The organism is Streptococcus sp. GS001, from assembly GCF_021595565.1.
GTDB lineage: Bacteria > Bacillota > Bacilli > Lactobacillales > Streptococcaceae > Streptococcus > Streptococcus xiaochunlingii.
This window is the reverse complement of the sequence record NZ_JACSYJ010000001.1, coordinates 580,094-595,734: the sequence shown is the minus strand read 5'-3', so window position 1 is coordinate 595,734 and position 15,641 is coordinate 580,094. Positions and strand designations below refer to the sequence as shown.

At 35.6% G+C, this 15,641-nt stretch carries 14 protein-coding genes and 1 pseudogene; all 15 read right to left on the bottom strand.

The features are described 5' to 3' along the window. Window positions 1-44 precede the first annotated feature (44 nt). Window positions 45-1,703 carry a hypothetical protein gene (locus H8S88_RS02975; RefSeq protein ID WP_125335860.1) on the bottom strand — a complete coding sequence of 553 codons (1,659 nt, stop codon included), beginning with the start codon at window positions 1,701-1,703 and terminating at the stop codon, window positions 45-47. Window positions 1,704-1,720: 17 nt separating this feature from the next. Then, window positions 1,721-2,497: a glycosyltransferase family 2 protein gene (locus H8S88_RS02970; protein WP_125335863.1), complete on the bottom strand. Its 777-nt coding sequence runs from the start codon at window positions 2,495-2,497 to the stop codon at window positions 1,721-1,723. Next, complete coding sequence (locus tag H8S88_RS02965; protein WP_048789142.1) at window positions 2,487-2,843, bottom strand: DUF2304 domain-containing protein; 357 nt, start codon at window positions 2,841-2,843, stop codon at window positions 2,487-2,489. Before H8S88_RS02965 ends, H8S88_RS02970 begins: the two co-directional genes overlap by 11 nt. Then, on the bottom strand, window positions 2,843-3,559 hold the full coding sequence (locus H8S88_RS02960; protein ID WP_048789143.1) for a glycosyltransferase family 2 protein: 717 nt from the start codon (window positions 3,557-3,559) through the stop codon (window positions 2,843-2,845). Before H8S88_RS02960 ends, H8S88_RS02965 begins: the two co-directional genes overlap by 1 nt. A gap of 28 nt (window positions 3,560-3,587) precedes the next feature. Continuing rightward, the gene (locus H8S88_RS02955) at window positions 3,588-4,580 is read right to left on the bottom strand and encodes a glycosyltransferase family 8 protein (RefSeq protein ID WP_236127903.1); all 993 of its coding nucleotides are present in this window, start codon (window positions 4,578-4,580) and stop codon (window positions 3,588-3,590) included. Beyond that, a complete protein-coding gene (locus H8S88_RS02950) occupies window positions 4,580-5,908 on the bottom strand; it encodes a lipopolysaccharide biosynthesis protein (RefSeq protein ID WP_048789145.1) in 1,329 nt (442 codons plus the stop codon). The genes H8S88_RS02955 and H8S88_RS02950 overlap by 1 nt, the downstream gene beginning before the upstream one ends. A gap of 138 nt (window positions 5,909-6,046) precedes the next feature. Next, complete coding sequence (locus H8S88_RS02945) at window positions 6,047-7,096, bottom strand: acyltransferase (RefSeq protein WP_236127902.1); 1,050 nt, start codon at window positions 7,094-7,096, stop codon at window positions 6,047-6,049. 59 nt (window positions 7,097-7,155) lie between these two features. Beyond that, on the bottom strand, window positions 7,156-8,007 hold the full coding sequence (gene rfbD / locus H8S88_RS02940; protein WP_125335870.1) for a dTDP-4-dehydrorhamnose reductase: 852 nt from the start codon (window positions 8,005-8,007) through the stop codon (window positions 7,156-7,158). A 65-nt stretch (window positions 8,008-8,072) separates the two neighbouring features. Next, on the bottom strand, window positions 8,073-8,999 hold the full coding sequence (locus H8S88_RS02935; RefSeq protein ID WP_023023673.1) for a glycosyltransferase family 2 protein: 927 nt from the start codon (window positions 8,997-8,999) through the stop codon (window positions 8,073-8,075). Window positions 9,000-9,086: 87 nt separating this feature from the next. After that, window positions 9,087-10,397 (bottom strand): annotated as a pseudogene (locus H8S88_RS02930) (DUF2142 domain-containing protein). Window positions 10,398-10,541: 144 nt separating this feature from the next. Then, window positions 10,542-11,558, bottom strand: coding sequence for a UDP-glucose 4-epimerase GalE (gene galE, locus H8S88_RS02925; RefSeq protein ID WP_023023679.1), 1,017 nt, complete (start codon window positions 11,556-11,558; stop codon window positions 10,542-10,544). Between the two features lie 163 nt (window positions 11,559-11,721). Next, window positions 11,722-12,792 (bottom strand): ABC transporter substrate-binding protein, encoded by a 1,071-nt coding sequence (locus H8S88_RS02920; RefSeq protein ID WP_023023681.1) that lies wholly within the window; start codon window positions 12,790-12,792, stop codon window positions 11,722-11,724. Then, the gene (locus H8S88_RS02915; protein ID WP_048687979.1) at window positions 12,789-13,562 is read right to left on the bottom strand and encodes an ABC transporter permease; all 774 of its coding nucleotides are present in this window, start codon (window positions 13,560-13,562) and stop codon (window positions 12,789-12,791) included. Before H8S88_RS02915 ends, H8S88_RS02920 begins: the two co-directional genes overlap by 4 nt. Further along, window positions 13,559-14,365, bottom strand: a complete 807-nt coding sequence (locus tag H8S88_RS02910; RefSeq protein WP_048687974.1) for an ABC transporter permease — start codon at window positions 14,363-14,365, stop codon at window positions 13,559-13,561. The genes H8S88_RS02915 and H8S88_RS02910 overlap by 4 nt, the downstream gene beginning before the upstream one ends. Continuing rightward, window positions 14,346-15,503, bottom strand: a complete 1,158-nt coding sequence (locus tag H8S88_RS02905; RefSeq protein ID WP_125335872.1) for an ABC transporter ATP-binding protein — start codon at window positions 15,501-15,503, stop codon at window positions 14,346-14,348. The genes H8S88_RS02910 and H8S88_RS02905 overlap by 20 nt, the downstream gene beginning before the upstream one ends. Window positions 15,504-15,641 lie beyond the last annotated feature (138 nt).

Sequence of the window (15,641 nt, the reverse complement as noted above, 5' to 3'; positions counted from 1 at the left end):
AGTAAAAAAAGCAGATCGATTCTGCTTTATATTGATTTTCTGTGTCATTCATTTATAAAATAGTTATTCTTTGTTTTAGTTCTTATATAAATTAACAAAAATATAAAAGTCGACAATAGTGAAATAATAAATGAAAGTTTAGCTAACAAAGTATAGGAATAAGTCACTCTTAAGATATGAGTTCCCGGTGGGACTTCTACAGCAGTCGAAGACCATTCACTTAACGAACTCAATACTTTTTGACCATCTAAATATACTTTTTGACCTTTATAATAATAAACTGGAAGGTAAGCTATTTCTGTTTTGTTTTGACTATTAGTAAACTGGAAGGTAGCAGTACTAGCTGAATAAATACTCTGTTCACTATTAACCAACTGTTTACCTAGATAGATTTCGTGTTGAACAACTCTCCACCTTGGATCCTCTGGCATAATATTTGTTTTAGTTCCTTCACTTATTTCATTTGTATAATCCGGAACAAACACAGAATGTGTTAATTTATAATAATCATTCCTCTTTGATAATTCTCTAAAAGCAACTTTAACTGGCTCTTCAGCAAGAAAGTTACATGTCTTCATCACACTAAAAGTATTCATAAATATGGCTAGAATAATAAACGAAACACAAATATATTTCTTTAATTTTAAAAGAACAACAGCTAATAAATAAGATAAAAATACTGTTGTAAAGCCATTTAAACGCCACGGAAATTGTATTACTTTGAGCAAGGCTAAAGGGAATTTCTCCCAATTCACTAAACAAGTAGTAACTAAAAGTAAACATAAGCTAATTACAAAAAGTATACGCCACATTTTTTCTATATATCGAAATCTAATACAGATAACCACTACAGAAATAAAAAGAACAAGCCCAACTTGCTTATCTAATTGATTGGCTAAGTTAACCATAATCAACTGTTTAAAATTAAACAGTTGATTATTTAATGGAAAAGTAACTGGGGAAGACAACTTCGTAAATAGAATTTGTTCAATCAGAGGAACTATTTGAAATAATGACATCAAAGTACAAGATAATACTGAATTTATAAGAGCAATTATTCGCTTTTTTCTCTCATCAGCACAAATCAAAAAAATGAAAAGGAAAATTGTAAGTAAAAAGGTAGCTATAAAAACAGATAATAAATGAGAGTAAACAAGCAAAGTCATACCAATAGATAGCATCGGCCATTTTTTATAATCACCTTTAAAAACTTGGTATGCTCCTGCAAATATCAGGGGTAAAAACGCCATAGCTAAAATTTCACCTGTGGCAAACCTAATTAGAATATTATAACTACGATATGTACTAAATGTATATATAATTGCAAATAAGTAACCGACAATTTTTGAATTTGAAACACTAGTTGCTGAGTAAAAAGAAATAGATAATGTTATAAATGTTATGATAAACAGATAAATGTACCACGAAAACCATATACTATGAACAAAACTAAAAATTATATAAAAAGGATAGTAGATTAAAAATGGGTAAAAGAAATTAATCCCCTGACCACTATTGTAGAATGTTTTAAAATTAATTGGACTATCAAAAATATTTGACAAGCCTAGCATTCTATCCAAGTGAAAATGTAAATCATCACCATATAAACTTCCTTTTGAAAACAAAAAAGGAAAAATAAAAACAAGTGAAAACACTATCATGATCAAATAAGGTTTGACTCTATTAACGATATTATTTTTCATCTATTTTTATTTCTCCATCAATTATTCGTCTTTTGACTCTTCACATATTGTCTCATTAGCAACTTGGCGATCCAATTAGGCCAGAAGAGTTGGTACATGTATAGGTCTTCTTTACTACGAGTATTGTCAGCGATGGTTTTTGATGTTTCAGACTCTTCATGGATACGGTGGCACATAAGTTTGTCAGATACATAAGCAAAACGACCATTATACTCACTAATCTTATACCATGCGTACCAATCTAAACTCACCCTCATTGCTTCATCAAAATAAAAATTCTTCAAATTTTCTCGATTATAAGTAACTGCTGGACAACAAATCGGATTTCCAAAGGCCATCACACGGTTACGCCAGAAATGACTTGCTGGAAAAAGATTCATGGTTTTTAACATTAATGACTTAATCTTCAGATTTGTATTTGCAGGAATTCTATGGCCATCTTTTTCTTCAAAATAATCAGAATACCCAATTAGTACATCCGTATGCTTTTCCATCTTAGCCAAAACTTTCTCAGCATACTCTGGCTCATAATAATCGTCTTGATGGGCAATGGTAGCAAACTTTGTCTCTACAAAAGACATAGCATTGTTCCAATCCTTGCCAATTCCTCCACCTTGCTTCGTATAAAAAGGAATATCATAACGCTGACAAAGTTCCTGTATCGAATTCAGTGGTGTTGAACTGTAACAGATAATCTGTGATTGGAGGGTTTGTTTCTTCAAGGATTGAATACAGGCTTCTAAGTATTCGCTTTCTCCATATGCACAAATCACCCAGGTGTGATTATCTTTCATTCTTCTCCTCTTTCATTTCTATATGGCTTTTTAAAATAGACAACTCTTGAACCAAATGTTTCATCTTCTCTTTCTGTTTCGATAAGGTCATAGTTTGTAAAAAAGAAATAACTAAAAGGAAAAATATAGCTAGCGATAGTAAAAAATTCGATGTCAATTCAAACCCAAGTAATCTAGCAAAATAATCAGGAATGACATCGAAAATGGAAATAATAATCATGAAAAAACTGATTACAATCCACATGAATGCCTGTTCAAATAGGATATTATTTTTGTTGATATTTCTGATGACTAGATAAAGGAAAAAGATTGAAGCTACCAACATAACAATAGATAATACTGACATTATTCACTCTCCCTCATAAAGGCTGCGATTAAAATGGATGAACATACTTCAAGCATGTAACGAATAGACTTGATAGGGGTGATCGAGGATACGCCACCTGTCCGTTCAAACATATTAGCAGGTTTTTCCACAACTTTATATTTACGTTTCAAAATATGAACAATTGTTTCAGGTTCTGGATACTTGATTGGGTAACGTCTAGCAAATTGTTTGATCACAACTTTGTCAGCTAATCGATATCCCGAAGTTGTATCTAAGACCCTTTGACCTGTTGTCCACTTAATCAAGTTAGAAATAACTCCTATACCAAAGCGTCTCATAAAAGTTGTCTGAAATTCTGATTTAACATCACCAACAAAACGAGATCCAATAACTAAGTCTGCTTCGTTTTTTCTAATTGGTTCTAGCAAATCTGACAGGGATTCGATATCATGCTGACCATCACCATCAAACTGAACAGCAACATCGTAATCATGCGCCAGTGCATATTTATATCCTGTTTGAACCGCACCACCGATTCCAAGATTCATCACGAGATGAACAGCATTAAAATGGTTCTCTTCAAGAATTTGTTTTGTCATATCTGTTGATCCATCATTGATAACCACATAGTCCAAATCAAAATCAACCTTCTTGCGGTAATTCAAGATGCTCGTTACCGTATCGAAAATACTTTCCTCCTCATTGTAGGCAGGAATTATCATTAATACTTTCATGTATTCTAATTCTTTCTGTTTTTAACGTCTATCTTTTTTTTTTTTTGAGCTGTTTTTTTCGGTATTTCATAAATGCCGGTATCAACGAGTTAATAATCTTATATCTCAACATTGGAAAAGGTTTCATAATTATATTAAATGTCCTAAAACAAATAAAGTATAATTCCCAACCTGTTTCCATAGGAGTTTCAGACCAAGGTGTCTTTTCAAAATAATAAAGATATTGCTTTCTTAGTTTATGGGTATTTCCCTTTCTCCAAGGACGTTCTTCTCCCAGATAATGAACAATAACTGGCTCTTTAATAGATTCTTTCAACTCTTTTTTACTAATAAACTCAGCAGGTAAAGAAAGTTTTTTTAACACCTTATAAGGGTAAAAGAAGTAAATATTGAAGAAATTATATTTTGGAGAAAAAACATAAATGTCATCCTTTAAAGATCCATTAATTGCATCTTGATCGTTAGCAAAAAGATTACCATCATGTTTTTTATAATATTCTAGAACTTTTTCTCCGAGTTTACGCTCTCTCCACTTCTCCAAATTAATAAGTAGGACCCCAGCGTTACAATACATTTGTTTTTCCAAACCTAAAAATTCTCTTCGTCCTGCGTCAACTGTAGATTCAGGCCCCATTCCGATTGAACGGTTACCCATATCTAATTTCCAAAGAGATTCCAAACTCTCCAATACCAAAGTATCACCATCTAAATACAAAATTCTATCGATATCTTCTGGTAAAAGCTTGTCTACTAAAAGGCGTGCTAACACAATTGGGGACCAACCATTTGTATCAAAATCAAAATCTATCAGACTCCTCAGATTAGGTAGAGTAATAAAATGAACTGAACGACCATAAAGATTAGTGAATTCTTGTAGTTTTGATTTATTAGCCTCAGATATATCGATATTTAGTAAATAAATATTAATCTCATCCATTGATTTATTATTCTCAAAAATTGAACACATACATGTTGCAACTTGAGGAACAAAAGCGTTATTTAACGTAAATAGAATATTCATTAACTTCTCTTTCTTTTATCGTTATTGTTTACCCAAATATAAATTATTATGCTAGTGCTAAAAAAGATAATCATTGAAATAAAAAATGACAATGATGCACCCAAAATACCTTCTCCCTTTACAAATGGTATTGTGATAAATTTGGCCACAATAAAGGTAGCAATGTATGCAATGACAAGATAGGCCTGCTTTCTAAAAATTGTCATAACGATATCAATAACAAGTGCCAACACATTAAGAATACCTCCCGCCAGAAGAATTGCAAAAGGCACTTTATATTCTACCAGGGATGTTCCGTAGACTATACCTAGTATCTCTGTACCTATTAGATAACCTAGACCAATAATGATTACCCCTAAAGCTGTCATAACAACAAACAAGAGACGAATTTGCTTAAAAAACAACTCATATTTCTGTTCATACCAATAAATCGATAATTGCGTCGTCAAAGGTCTTAAAATAAAAAATAAAAGGGATAAAACAAAGACAGGCATAAACAACACATTAAAGTCTCGCTGAATACCATTGGAAAAATGTCCCTGGGTTAAAAGCAAATCAATATCAATCTTAGCTTCATTATAGACGTAGGTAATTAAAAAACCATTTAGAAATAAAGGAAATGCTTCTCTTAAAATAGAAAATATACTACTCAAATCTTTTGCTAATGAAGGGGAAAAACTTGTATTGAAATTCCTAATTGAAATTCTATAATCTAAGATAACTGTAAGTAATAAATTTATCAAACAGATAACGATACTAGAAATCATTAATGATTTCGTCAGTAACAAACTAAATCCAAAGACTATTATACAAATCCAACTTCGATAAAATTGGACTTTCCCTGCAAGATCAGAACGATTTTTTTGCTGAAAGTATCCTTGGAAAACGTCAGAATAAGCATCTATTGCACGATATAATACCAACAGTAATATTATTGCAGATTTATAAAAATCATACCCCTGAATAAATACATATCCAACAGAAGCTATTATCATCATTATTATTGTTACAATCCGCGTATTATGATAAGACCTAAATGAATATTTTTCCTGAATATCAGTAGATTGCATATTACGTATCTGGAAATATCCTAAAACAAAAAATTGTTGCCCCAAAGCATATGCAATACTAAAAATATCTGAATTATGTGAATCAAGTAATCTTGAAGCAAAAAGTAACAGTATAACTGAAATTAACGACGAAGAAGCTGTTCCAAATAAGTTCCAAACATAATTTTGTTTTGTAGAAACATTTAATGAGTCTTGATTTGAAATATTAATTTTTTTAAGTCTACTACTTTTAACCGAAACTTTATCCTTTGAAATCATAATTTCTCCTACAAATTACTTTCTCTTCATTATATAATACTATTTTTAAAGAGAGAAGGCTTATAGTTATATCGAAAAAAATACTTTGATACTACATTGTTAATAAAGAATATACATAGATTTTTTTCAATTAGCATTTTATTTACTACTTTTAATTGTTAGATTGTTAAATAAAGTTTGTATATATTTTAGAACATTTAATAATAAGTATGTTATTAATATGGATTGACATAACAAAAAGAAAACAATCAAAGGAAATTTTGGTAAGATGCTTGCAAAATCTCCCCATTTCTCAACTATTTTAGGATACCAATATAAATCTCCTATCACAGATAGTAAATAAATAGGAAGAGTGTTCTTAGAGATAAATAAAACAACTTTTTGTAGCCACTCATTTTTAATATCAACTCGTAGTTGAATAACTGAATAAAAGATTAATGAAGACAATAGAAATACTGGAAGAACACCGTATTCTATTCCAAAACTAGATTCTGATATTACTGATAATCCCAAAACACTTAATACATCGAGAATTAAAATGACTAAAAAAAGTTCTTTTATGGTCGACCTCTTCTTAAAAGAAGCAATAAAAGCACCAACAAGATAATATGTAATAGGCCAGAGTCCTTTCCAATAATCAGGAATTAGGTGCGATACAATCATAAAAATTTGCTTATTGTTATTAAACAATGAAAGAGTAGCTGGGATAATAGTTAATAATACTAGAACACCTAATGCAATAGCTTGATTTCTACGATTATTAAATGATTTAAAACCTGCATTTAAAAATGGAATCATTATATATAACCCAATATACATATTTACATACCATGCATAGTGGCTAAAGGAAAATATATTTACTAGTAACTTACCAAGATAATCTATATTAAAAACTCTAACGTCGAAAAAAGTATAGATAGAAGCGGCAAGACAGTAAATTCCAATTACTGGTAGTAATTTTATAAAGTAAGTTTTACTATAAGTCTTATCTTTCATTAAATAACCTGTAGTCATAATAAATATGGGAACACAGGTCATAAAAATCATCCAAATAAAAGATGATAAAAATATACTTTTATAAGTATAGGAACGACCATAATAATTGGTATGAAGAAAAAAATGCACAGATACTACAAATACTATTGCAATACATTTTAGTATATCTATATTTAGTTTTCGCTCTTTCATAAATCCCCTTATTGTATTACCGAATGAAAAGATGGTTTCGCACCATCTTTCCATTTTAATTATTTCACTTCTTGTTTATAAAATTCTTTTAAGGCATCTTGCCAAGTTGGAATGACAAATCCTGTTGCTTTCGCTTTTGCCAAGCTCATCGTTGAGTTAAGTGGGCGTTTCGCCTTAGCTGGGAATTGGCTGGAATCCACTGGCTTCACTTCTACATCCGTATCTTTGAGGATTTCAACTGCAAAGTCATACCAAGTTGTATCTTCTGCTGCATCGTTTGACAAGTGATAGTAACCATATTCCTTACGATTTTCAGCCAAGTAGGTCATGAACTCTGCAAGGGTCCGTGTCCAGGTTGGACGACCATGTTGGTCATTAACGACTGTAAGTGTTTTGTGAGTCTTGGCAAGGTTTTGCATAGTGAAGACAAAGTTTTTACCGTAGTTCCCGAAAACCCAAGCTGTACGGATGATATAGAAGTTAGACACATACTTTTCAACCAACTCTTCTCCCATACGCTTGGTACGACCGTACTCTGTCTGTGGATCCGGTTGATCGTCTACTTCCCATTCTTGTCCAACTGGCTTATTTCCATCAAAAACGTAGTCCGTTGAGATATAGACCAAGGTTGCCCCGTGCTTTTCAGACGCTTTTGCTACATTCTCTGTACCAGTCACGTTGATGGCATAGTCCAACTCTTTTCCTTCATCTTCAGCAGCATCGACAGCTGTATAGGCAGCACAGTGGTAGACTAGGGTTGGCTTCACTTCTGCGAATACCTCGTCTACTTTTTCTGCATTTGTGATATCCATTTCAGCCACATCAACGGCTACATATTCTTCATTTCGTTCATCCAACAAATGGCGAAGCTCTGTACCAAGTTGCCCATTTGCTCCTGTAATTAAAATCATGGTAAATTCCTTTCAATTGCTTTATCCCTATCATTATAGCAAAAAAAGCAGAAGTTTTCTGCTTTTTACTTGCTTTTCTCTTTGATGACATAGACTGGTCGATTCTTAGTTTCTAAAAAGATTTTACCAATATATTTACCCAAAATTCCAATGGTTAGCAATTGGAATCCTCCAAGAAAGAGAATCACAGTCATGAGGGATGGCCATCCAGAAGTTGGATCTCCAAATACTAGAGTTCGAATTACGATCAAGACCATCATTATAAAAGCTAAAATCCATGACAAAAGTCCACCGATAAAGGCAATATTTAAAGGTGCGTCTGAAAAATTAACAATCCCCTCAATAGAATATTTGAAGAGAGACCAAAAATTCCAAGAGGTTTCTCCGGCCACTCGCTCGACATTTTTATACTCTAAATACTCAGTCTCAAATCCAACCCAAGCAAAAATCCCCTTAGAAAATCGATTATACTCAGATAATTCGAGAATCGCATCGACCATCGGACGACGCATCAAACGAAAATCACGCGCTCCGTCAACCATTTCCACTTGGCTGATCTTATTGATCAATTTATAAAACATCCGTGCAAAGAAAGAACGAATCGGTGGTTCCCCATCACGGGTCACCCGACGGGTTCCGACACAGTCCAGATTTGACTGCTGATCCAATTTCTGCTTCATTTCAATCAATAACTCTGGCGGATCTTGTAGGTCCACATCCATAACGGTCACATAATCTCCTGTAGCATATTGAAGGCCAGCATATAAAGCAGCTTCCTTTCCAAAGTTACGTGAAAAAGATAGATAATGGGCACAAGGATTCAAGAGATTGAGTTCACGTAAAACATCTAAGGTTTTATCAGAAGACCCATCATTAATAAAAATATATTCAAATTCTTCTCCCATGGAGATCCGAACTCGTTCCATCTCTTCATAAAATAATGGAATCGATTCTTCTTCGTTAAAACATGGGACTACAACTGATATGGTCATTTAACTCTCTCCTTGATTTCTTCACCTTCTATTGTAACAAAAAACTAGAATAAACCCTAGTTTTTTATTATTTCAATCCTATTATGATTATGTTCTCAATTGATAAAACATGATTAAAACATAGTAGATAGAAGGGAGCAATGATAAATATAGAATTTGTCTTGCAGATTTTTCATCTAATTGACTCTTACCATTTGAAAAAGGAATCAGTAAAATTAGAAAAGAAATACCGTCCTTGAACACAATTAATTGCATCAGCCCCCACTTCTGTGACCTGCAAATAAAAATTAATAATAAAATTCCTAAAAATACCAATTTAGAGAAAAGATTATAAATCATGCGATATGATTTTTCAATCACAATACTATCTTTTTCTTGAATTCTAAAACTAGTAAACATACAAAATATGGAAAAGAATGAAATTGTAATTGGAACATGCATCATTTTTAAAAGATCGGAATAACCTAACTGAAATTCAAAATATGGAAAATTTATAATGCTTTCAAAAAAAGTTTTCATCGCTTTTAACGGATGAGCAAATATAAAACTCAACTGTCTGCCTTGATCAATATTCTTTGCCCCATAGTAAATTATATTCCCGTTTATATTTTTGATATTCAAATACCATAAAACTGTCAATAAGGCACAGTAAATTAAACTTCCACTTAACAAATAAATCTGGGATTTTGATAACCTAACCCTTTTAACACTAATGTAAATTAACGGTAAGTAAAGCGCTAGGATAGCTAATGCCGGCATTTTAGACATGACAACTAGAATGGAGCACAAGATTAAAGAAACAAATTCGCTCTTTTTAATTTCACTGTTAAGAGCTAATTTTTGATATAAGCTTATAATTTATGAAACAAATAGGAATATAAGGCCATAAGTAAGCGTACCAGCAGATATAGCTGTAAAGGATAAAATTACAGTTGGGATGGACCAGATGATTAAAAGAGTCGCCTTCCCAAATGGTATTTTTCGAATCGCTAATAAGAATAACCAAAAAACTGATAAAAATCCAACTAACCTTAAGAGTAAAAATGTATTGATAGTACTTAGGTTAAGTAACTTCGAAGTCCAAGCAGTTATAATATACGGGAAATATACTAAATGAGAATACACTGCTGCCGTAGATCCACCCTTAGTGAGTACTTTTTCTTTGCTATCTGTTAGATTATTAAATTCACTCTTCCAATCTATACTTATTATCTTTTGACTCTCCTGCGCTAATGACTTAGAAATGATTGTCATTGATAAATGAATAAAGTCTTGTTCGCTTTGAGTAATATATCCCTCACTTTTGGAACTCAAATTATTCGAATAGGTAAGAACTCGAGCATAATGAACTTGTTCGTCATACCATGACATTGGATAACGTACAAATATAGATAGCAAACCAATCAAGATGATGAGGTATAGTTGAATCAAGTATATTGACTTGTACCTACTCTTTTCAATCTTTATAAATCCTATTATTCATACTTTTCCTTCCCTACTAGAACCATGTCTCCATACAAAATACAATCAGAATAATTGTGACTAACAATATCCATTTGGATGCTTACTCTGCCATCTCCAAGCATCTTGGCACATCCGATGAATATCAAATTGGGCACTCCATCCTAGTTCTTTGCGTGCTTTGGATGGATTTGCATAACAGGTTGCGATATCCCCTGGTCGTCGATCAATAATCTTGAATGGAATTGTTTTTCCTACAACCTTCTCCATATTTTGAATAATTTCTAATACAGAGTAGCCCCGACCCGTACCCAGATTATAAATATTTAACCCAGAGTCGTTGGAAAGTTTTTTCAAAGCAGCAACGTGGCCTTTTGCCAGGTCAACTACGTGAATATAATCGCGTACACCAGTTCCATCAGGTGTTGGATAATCGTTCCCAAATACATTAACAGACTCTAACTTTCCTACTGCTACTTGTGTTACATATGGTAATAGGTTATTAGGAATACCATTTGGATTTTCACCAATATTCCCGCTTTCATGAGCCCCAATTGGATTAAAATAACGTAACAATACAATATTCCATGTAGAATCCGCTTTGTAAATATCCTGAAGGATTTCTTCAGTCATAAGTTTTGTTCTACCATATGGATTTGTAACAGATAATGGAAAATCTTCCAAGATAGGAACTGTATGTGGATCTCCATAAACAGTTGCTGATGAACTAAAGATGATATTTTTACATTGAACTTCTTTCATGACCTGAAGTAAAGTCAATGTTCCACTAATATTATTTTCATAATAAGTGAGTGGGATTTGTACTGATTCTCCAACCGCTTTTAATGCAGCAAAATGGATCACACCAGTCGGTTTTTCTTTTAGAAAAATTTCTAGAAGTTTTGATTTATTTCGAATATCTTCATGATAAAAAGTTATCGATTTTCCAATGATTTTTTCTACTTCTTGTATACTTTTCTCATTACTATTTACTAAATTGTCTATAATCACAACTTCATGACCTGCATTGACCAATTCAATAATAGTGTGGGAACCAATAAAACCCGCTCCACCAGTTACTAATATTTTATGCTGCATGTAATCTATCTCCCGACTGAATCAACTTTTTTTCATTATCCCACAATTAAAAAAAAATTTCAAAATTTTTCCTATAATAATTTTCTTCTTTTCACACAAAAAAGCAAGTTTTAATCCGGTTTTTACCGGTAAAAACTTGCTTTAGCTTTTGTAGAATTTTATCCTACTTCCGATACATCTTCACTTGTAGGTAGAGGTCGTTATAGACACCCAACCACTTCTTCCCAAGTTGTTCATAGACTTCTAAGTTCTTTAGCGTGTCATCACTTGGGTAGAAGGCCTGGTCCTCTTGGACCTCTTTTGGTAGCATCTTCTTAGCTTCTTTGTTCGGTGTGGAATAACTGACATAGAGAGCATTCTTATATGCATTCTCTGGGCGAAGCATGAAGTTGATAAAGGCATAAGCTGCTTCTTTATTCTTCACGGTCTTTGGAATGACAATATTATCAAACCAAAGGTTGCTGGCTTCTGATGGGACGACGTAACGAAGGGCCTCATTGGCATCCAGCATTTGACGAGCTTCACCGGAGAAGGTCACCCCAATAGCCGCATTGTTCTGGATCATGTAGCCTTTCATTTCATCAGCTACAAGGGCCTTGATATTAGGCATCAAGGTATAAAGCTTATCGACAGACTCTTGCAATTGCTGAGGATCCTTGGAGTTGAGGCTGTAGCCTAAGCTATTGAGTCCAATCCCCATGACCTCACGCGCCCCATCGTACATCATAATGTCATTCTTGTACTCTGGTCTCCATAGATCAGCCCAGTGTTCTGGAGCCTTGTCGACCATCTTGGTGTTGTATATGATACCAAGGGTCCCCCAGAAGTAAGGAACTGAGTACTGATTGTCCGGATCAAAATCCAGGTTCAAGAAGCGTGGGTCGATATTGTCTAAGCCTTTCAGTTTAGACTTATCTAATTTTTCAAGCAAGTTTTCGTCCATCATCTTGGCGATCATGTATTCACTTGGAATCGCTATATCGTAAGCCGTCCCCCCTTGCTTGATCTTGGTGTACATGGCTTCATTGGAATCAAAGGTATTGTATTGGACTTGAATGCCTGTCTCCTTGGTAAATTCCTTGAGCAATTCTGGATCGATATAGTCTCCCCAGTTGTAGATGACCAGCTTGTCACTGTCTTTTGGATTGGTCTTGGCTTCAAGACGGGCACTTAGTCCCGCTAACACGAGGATGACCACGACAATCCCTAGCAAGAATGAATAGAGTTTTTTCATACTGTCTCCTCCTTCTCTCTAGTGATGAAGTAATAGCCGACCACCAGTAAGATACTGAAGAGGAAGACCAAGGCAGAAAGGGCATTGATATTCAACGAAATCCCTTGACGAGCCCGTGAGTAGATCTCAACAGACAAGGTTGTAAACCCATTTCCTGTAACAAAGAAGGTCACCGCAAAGTCATCCAAGGAATAGGTAAAGGCCATAAAGTAACCAGCGATGATGGCAGGTGTCAAATAAGGAAGCATGATTTCCTTCAACATCTGCACCTGAGTAGCTCCTAGGTCATAGGCCGCATTGACCATATCACGGTTCATTTCCTTTAAGCGCGGCAAGACCATCAAGACCACGATTGGAATAGAAAAGGCCACGTGACTCATCAAGACAGAAGCAAAGCCCAGCTGGAATTTGATGGTCGTAAAGAGGATCAGGAAGCTAGCCCCGATCATCACGTCAGGTGCCACCATAAGGATGTTATTGATGGACAAAAATGGTCCCTCAAACTTCTTCTTAGACTGATAAATGTAGATCGCTCCAAAGGTCCCAATTATAGTCGCAATCAAGGCTGACAAGAAGGCTAAGAGGAAGGTCTGTGAGAGGATCAACATGAGACGCGTATCCTCAAAGAGACTCTGGAAATGCTCCAAGGTAAAGCCTGTAAAAGCATTCATATCCCCGCCAGCATTAAAGGCATAGGCAATCAAGTAGAAGATTGGCAGATAAAGGAGAAGGAAAATCAATCCTAAATAGATACGTGAAATCTTTTTCATCGTTCACTCCTTTCTCTCGTTACCCACATGACTAAGAGCATAGCAAGGATCAAGACTACCCCAATGGTGGATCCCATTCCCCAGTTTTGCGTCGTAAGGAAGTGCTGCTCGATGGCAGTCCCCAGGGTAATAACTCGGTTTCCACCAATCAAACGCGTCAACATGAAGAGACTCAAACTTGGAATAAAGACTGACTGGACACCGGAGCGAACCCCGTTCATAGACAGTGGAAAGACAACCCGACGGAAGGTATCCCACTTGTTAGCTCCTAGGTCATAGCTGGCATTGATGAGGTTTGGATCCAAATCATCCAAGACATTGAAGATAGGAAGGATCATAAAAGGCAACTCAATGTAACTAGCAACAAAGATGAAAGAAAAGTCCGTAAAAAGGATCTGTTGCGGACCGATTCCGATGAAGCTCAAGAATTGGTTAATAGATCCCCCTTGACCAAAGATCCCGATAAAGGCATAAGCCTTGAGCAAGAGGTTGACCCAGGTCGGAAGGACAATCAGCATGAGCCAGAGTTGGCGGTGCTTAAGCTGGGTCAAAAAATAAGCTGTCGGGTAAGAAATCAAGAGCGTCACAAAGGTGACGATTCCAGCATAGAGAATGGAGTTAAAACTCATCTTGAGGTAGGTCCAATTCTGCGCTGTAAAAAAGGTTTGGTAGTTCTCTAAGGAACCCTGTCCCTGGACATTGACAAAGGATTGCCAAATAATCAAAACTACAGGAGCCAAGACAAAGAGGAGGATCCAGAGAAAGTAGGGAACCACAAAGAGGTTAGAGGTTGTTTTCTTCATATCTTTCCTCCTCGATGGCATTGATCAATCCAGCTTCTTGCTCTTCCACTTCGACGTACTCTTCGATCCGAGCATCAAACTCTTCTTCCGTTTCATTGAGACGCATGACGTGGATATCTTCTGGCTCAAAGTCCAGACCGATTTCCTCTCCTACAATAGCCTTACGGGTTGAGTGAATCATCCACTCATTACCCAATTCATCATAGGCGATGATCTCATAGTGAACCCCACGGAACAGTTGGGTATCTACTTTCACCTGGAGCTTGCCTTCTTCAGGCAGTGTAATCTGCAAGTCTTCGGGACGAATCACGACTTCGACCGATTCGTTTGGTCTCATCCCTCCATCGACTGACTCAAAACGTTTACCATTAAACTCTACTAAGTAGTCTTCAATCATGATCCCTGGAAGGATGTTGGACTCACCGATAAAGGTCGCAACAAAATGGTTAATGGGCTCATCGTAGATATCGACTGGCGTCCCTGACTGGACAATTTCTCCTTCGTTCATGACAAAGATCCAGTCACTCATCGCTAGCGCTTCTTCCTGGTCGTGGGTTACAAAAACAAAGGTAATACCCAAGCGTTGTTGCAATTCACGGAGCTCATACTGCATGTCAGTCCGTAACTTCAAGTCAAGGGCAGACAAGGGCTCATCCAAGAGGACTACTCGCGGTTCATTGATAATAGCCCGTGCAATGGCTACCCGCTGGCGTTGACCACCAGAAAGTTTCTGGATGGACCGTTTCTCAAAGCCTCCCAATTGCACCATCTTGAGGACTTCTGTTACTCGTCTCTCGATTTCAGACTTGTCAACTTTCTTCAAACGGAGAGGGAAAGCAACATTCTCAAACACATTCATATGTGGGAAAAGGGCGTAGGATTGGAAGACGGTATGGACGTCCCGTTTGTTGGTTGGTACATCATTGATCCGAACTCCATCCAAGAGGACATCCCCTGTCGAAGCATCTAGCAAACCGGCAATGATGTTCAAAATCGTCGATTTACCAGAACCTGAAGCACCGAGGAGGGTATAGAATTTCCCTTCTTCCAACTCAAAGTTGATGTCTTTGAGAACCACTGTATCACTGTCTTCAAATACTTTTGAGACATTTCTAAACTCAATAATTGGTTTTTTCAATTCACATAAATTCCTTCTTTTTCATGCGTTTCCTTCTGAGACCAACCAACTAGTCTCATAGGCTGACGAGCGAACCCGTCAGACCACCAACACCTCTCGGGGACTTATAAGACTGCCCCACCTATTTTCGGTATCGAT